Source organism: Nocardia sp., assembly GCF_025465275.1.
In the GTDB taxonomy this organism is placed as follows: Bacteria; Actinomycetota; Actinomycetes; order Mycobacteriales; family Mycobacteriaceae; genus Nocardia.
This window is the reverse complement of record NZ_JAODNK010000197.1, coordinates 1-3,671: the sequence shown is the minus strand read 5'-3', so window position 1 is coordinate 3,671 and position 3,671 is coordinate 1. Positions and strand designations below refer to the sequence as shown.

4 protein-coding genes, 1 rRNA gene and 1 pseudogene are annotated in these 3,671 nt (G+C 65.2%); 5 read left to right on the top strand and 1 reads right to left on the bottom strand.

The window, feature by feature from the left end; translation table 11 throughout:
• The first annotated feature begins 2 nt into the window (after positions 1 to 2).
• The 5 genes from rrf (at position 3) to JWN03_RS40455 (ending at position 2,971) form a co-directional block, all read left to right on the top strand.
• Positions 3 to 119: ribosomal RNA gene (gene rrf / locus JWN03_RS40475) — 5S ribosomal RNA — on the top strand.
• A gap of 243 nt (positions 120 to 362) precedes the next feature.
• Positions 363 to 1,097: a rhomboid family intramembrane serine protease gene (locus tag JWN03_RS40470; RefSeq protein WP_297627106.1), complete on the top strand. Its 735-nt coding sequence runs from the start codon at positions 363 to 365 to the stop codon at positions 1,095 to 1,097.
• Positions 1,098 to 1,219: 122 nt separating this feature from the next.
• On the top strand, positions 1,220 to 1,945 hold the full coding sequence (locus tag JWN03_RS40465; protein ID WP_297627103.1) for a rhomboid-like protein: 726 nt from the start codon (positions 1,220 to 1,222) through the stop codon (positions 1,943 to 1,945).
• A 26-nt stretch (positions 1,946 to 1,971) separates the two neighbouring features.
• Positions 1,972 to 2,652: an endonuclease NucS gene (gene nucS, locus JWN03_RS40460; protein WP_297627100.1), complete on the top strand. Its 681-nt coding sequence runs from the start codon at positions 1,972 to 1,974 to the stop codon at positions 2,650 to 2,652.
• A gap of 10 nt (positions 2,653 to 2,662) precedes the next feature.
• The gene (locus JWN03_RS40455) at positions 2,663 to 2,971 is read left to right on the top strand and encodes an ATP/GTP-binding protein (protein ID WP_297627097.1); all 309 of its coding nucleotides are present in this window, start codon (positions 2,663 to 2,665) and stop codon (positions 2,969 to 2,971) included.
• A gap of 215 nt (positions 2,972 to 3,186) precedes the next feature.
• Here JWN03_RS40455 and JWN03_RS40450 read toward each other — a convergent pair.
• Positions 3,187 to 3,671, bottom strand: a pseudogene (locus JWN03_RS40450) (hypothetical protein); the annotation flags it as partial.

The window sequence follows — 3,671 nt, the reverse complement described above, 5'->3', positions numbered from 1 at the left end:
GTTACGGCGGCTATAGCGGTGGGGAAACGCCCGGTCCCATTCCGAACCCGGAAGCTAAGGCCACCTGCGCCGATGGTACTGCACTCGACAGGGTGTGGGAGAGTAGGACACCGCCGGAACATCATTCGAGAAGACCCCCAGCCATTGGCTGGGGGTCTTTTTCGTTGCACCCCTTCAGCATTCGCTGCGGGGGTTTTCGCGTATTCGGACCTTTTCGGTTCCAGGATCCACCTGTTTGAGCTGCCCGGATCGGGGAATTCGGCGTTTATCCGGTCCTGTTCACAGAATCTTCTCGAGCAACTGCTAGGCAGCGCAGAGCGGTTCCGTGGATCATGGAGTGGAGTCGTAAGGAAGGTAGACGCATGGTGCTGATGTCCGCTCCGGACGCTGAGCTGTCGCTCGATTCGGTCGAGCTGCCGCGTTCGCGCTGGCGTCGCTTGTTCTTACCCGTGACCTATGGCTATGCAGCCGTACTGGTTTCGGTGACGATCATGCTCTCCGTGCTCAGTGAGGCGACGCAGAACAGGGTCGTGCTGCATGCCAGTACGAACTTGCACAATTTGTGGCGCGGCCGGTTCGGCACGCTGTTCTCCAGCGCGATGGTGATCGGCGACGGCTGGAATGCCGCGGTGGTCATCATTCCGCTGCTGGTCTGTTTGCTGGTGCTGGCAGAGAAGCGTTTCGGCGCGGTCCGCCTGCTGTCGATCTTCTTCGCCGGCCATATCGGCGCGACGCTGCTGGTGGCGGCGGGCCTGTGGGTGGCGGTGTCGGCCGACTGGATTTCGATGGACATCACCCGGGTCTCCGATGTCGGTGTCAGTTACGGCGCTATGGCATTGATCGGTGCGTTCATCGCTCTGGTACCCACACGCTGGGTGCCCACCTGGGCGATCGTTTGGCCCGTGGTCGCGGTGACGGGTGTGGTGACGGGCCGGACCTTCACGAATGTCGGTCACCTGGTGGCGGTTTCGATCGGTCTGGCGGCCGGGTACTGGCTGGTGCGTTCGGGCCGATCCGAGCTGCGCCGCCTGCACGGGTGGGAGGCGGGTTTGCTCGTCGCTGCCTCGGTGCTCGGCTATGTCGTGCTTGTCGGTTGATCTCCACTGTTCGCTGCAGCTCACAGCGATTTAACGAAACCAGAACACAGCGCTGGGACCATTAGCCCTGGAGATGGAAGTCGCGGAGAGTAAGCCGCGGTTTCGGATTGAGGGAGATGCTCATGGTCGAGATTTTTGTGGCCGGACGAGCATCGACGGGGTTCGCCCCGGTGATCGGTGTATTGCGGGCACGCCGCTGGTTGCCGGTGACAGTGGGATACGTGCTATTGCTGATCGGTGTCACCGTCGTGTTGTCCGCGGCGGACCCGGATGTGCAGGAGCGGGTGATCGACCACTCCAGCACCAATCTGCACAATCTGCTGAACGGCCATGTGGGAACACTGTTCTCCAGCGCCGCGGTCATCGGTGATACGGACGGGGCGCTGTCGATCGTGCCGCTGTTCGCCTGCCTGCTGGCCCTCGCCGAGTTGCGCTTCGGCGCGCTGCACACCATGCGTGTCTTCCTGGCGGGTCACATAGGAGCGACGCTCGTGGTGGCGCTGGGCCTGTGGGTGGCGGTGACCGCCCAGTGGCTGCCCGAGAGCATCGGGCGTGCCGAGGACGTGGGTATCAGTTACGGCGCCGTCGCACTGTTCGGTTCGCTCGTCGCCGTCGTGCCGCCGCGCTTTCAGACGGCCTGGGCCACAGCGTGGTTGCTGGTCGCGATGGAGGGCGTGCTGGAGGGCCGGACCTTCACCAATTGCGGTCATCTGGTCGCCTACGGCATCGGTGTGGCGCTCGGCGTGGCGATGATCGCCCGTACTCCGGTGCTGCGCCGTCCGACCTGGTTGGAGCTGGGTCTGCTGGCCTGTGCGGGACTGCTTGCGAGCACCTTCCTTTCGGCCTGATCCGGGGCGTCCCCTAGAGTGCTTGGGTGCGCCTTGTGATTGCTCGTTGCCAGGTCGATTACGTTGGCCGACTGACTGCCCACCTCCCGATGGCTCGCCGCCTGCTCATGATGAAGGCGGACGGTTCGGTGCTGGTGCACTCCGACGGCGGTTCCTACAAGCCGCTGAACTGGATGAGCCCGCCCTGCTGGATGGAGGAGCGCGTTTCCGAAACGGATGCGGCGCAACAGCTTTGGGTGGTCACCAATAAGGCCGGCGAAGAGCTGCGCATCACCGTCGAGGACATCGAACTCGATTCCAAGCATGAGCTCGGCGTGGACCCGGGCCTCATCAAGGACGGCGTCGAGGCGCATCTGCAGGAGTTGCTGGCCGAGCACATCCACACCCTCGGCGCCGGTTACTCGCTCATTCGCCGCGAATACATGACCGCTATCGGCCCGGTGGACATCCTCTGCCGCGATGCCGACGGTTCGACGGTCGCGGTGGAGATCAAGCGCCGCGGCGATATCGACGGCGTCGAGCAGCTGACCAGGTACCTGGAGTTGCTCAACCGCGATCCGCTGCTCGCCCCCGTCGCCGGTGTGTTCGCGGCACAGCAGATCAAGCCACAGGCCAAGACGCTCGCCAACGATCGCGGGATCCGGTGTCTGACACTGGACTACAACGCGCTACGCGGCACCGAGAGCGACGAATTCCGGCTGTTCTAGGGTTGGAAGCATGCCCCGCCGGAAACCCCGCCCCAAGGATTCCCAGGCGCGGTCCCATGGGGACCGGCGTCCTCTCGGTGATGTCTTCGGCCGCACCGAGAACGGTCCCGCCGGCGACGAAACCTACATAGTCCGCACCATCCCCGGCACCCGGGCCACCAAGACCTACCGCTGCCCCGGCTGCGACCACGAAATTCCCCCCGGCGTCGCCCACATAGTGGCCTGGCCCGCCTACGGCGGCGAAGACGACCGCCGCCACTGGCACACCGGTTGCTGGAAGGGCCGCCACACCCGGGGCATAACCCGCCGCTGGTCCTGACGGCCCGGTGCGTGTTCAGCTGCTCCAGAGGGTTCGGGTGCCGTCGGAATTATAAAGAGCGCCAATCGAATACCAGCGTCGGGTAGAGGCTGGACCCGGATTCGGCACGTGGTCAACGCTTCTGGCGGCGGGACGGCAGCGCGGGTGCGGGCATTAGGAAGGCCGCCCCCAGTCGGGAGCGGCCTTCGGGTTACGGGTGTCGCCCGGTGCGGGTATTAGCCGGAGATGTTGGCGTTCTCGCGCTCTTCGTCGACGATGTCGTCTTCACGGGAGTCGGAGATGGCCTTGCGGCTGCCCTTGTTCAGCGAGCGCTGCTCGGGGGCGCCGTCCAGGAGCTCGCTTTCGCGGTTGACGGCGGCGAGCATGGCCGGGACGGAGTCGAGCTGGCCGCGGATACCGAGCAGCTGCGCGAGGACACGACCACGCAGGACGCGCATCTCCTCGGCAAGTTCCTTGGCGTGCGCGATCTTCCGATCGGCGGTGTTGGTCGCCGAGGAGATGAGGCGGTTGGCCTCGTCCGTGGCGTCCTTGATGCGCTGGGCGGCCTCGGCGCGCGAGGTGGCCTCCAGCTCTTCCATGGCGCGGGTGAGCTTGGTGCGGCGCTCGGCCATGGTGACCTCGAAGTCCTGCTGCGCGGCCTTGCGCTTGGCCTCGGACTCCTTGGTGAGGCGATCGGCTTCGGCGTTGGCGGCCTCGACGA

Bases quoted from the DNA above. Each gene is read 5' to 3' on its own strand.
- JWN03_RS40470 (WP_297627106.1), top strand. From the start codon at position 363: ATGGTGCTGATGTCCGCTCCGGACGCTGAGCTGTCGCTCGATTCGGTC.
- JWN03_RS40465 (WP_297627103.1), top strand. From the start codon at position 1,220: ATGGTCGAGATTTTTGTGGCCGGACGAGCATCGACGGGGTTCGCCCCG.
- JWN03_RS40455 (WP_297627097.1), top strand. From the start codon at position 2,663: ATGCCCCGCCGGAAACCCCGCCCCAAGGATTCCCAGGCGCGGTCCCAT.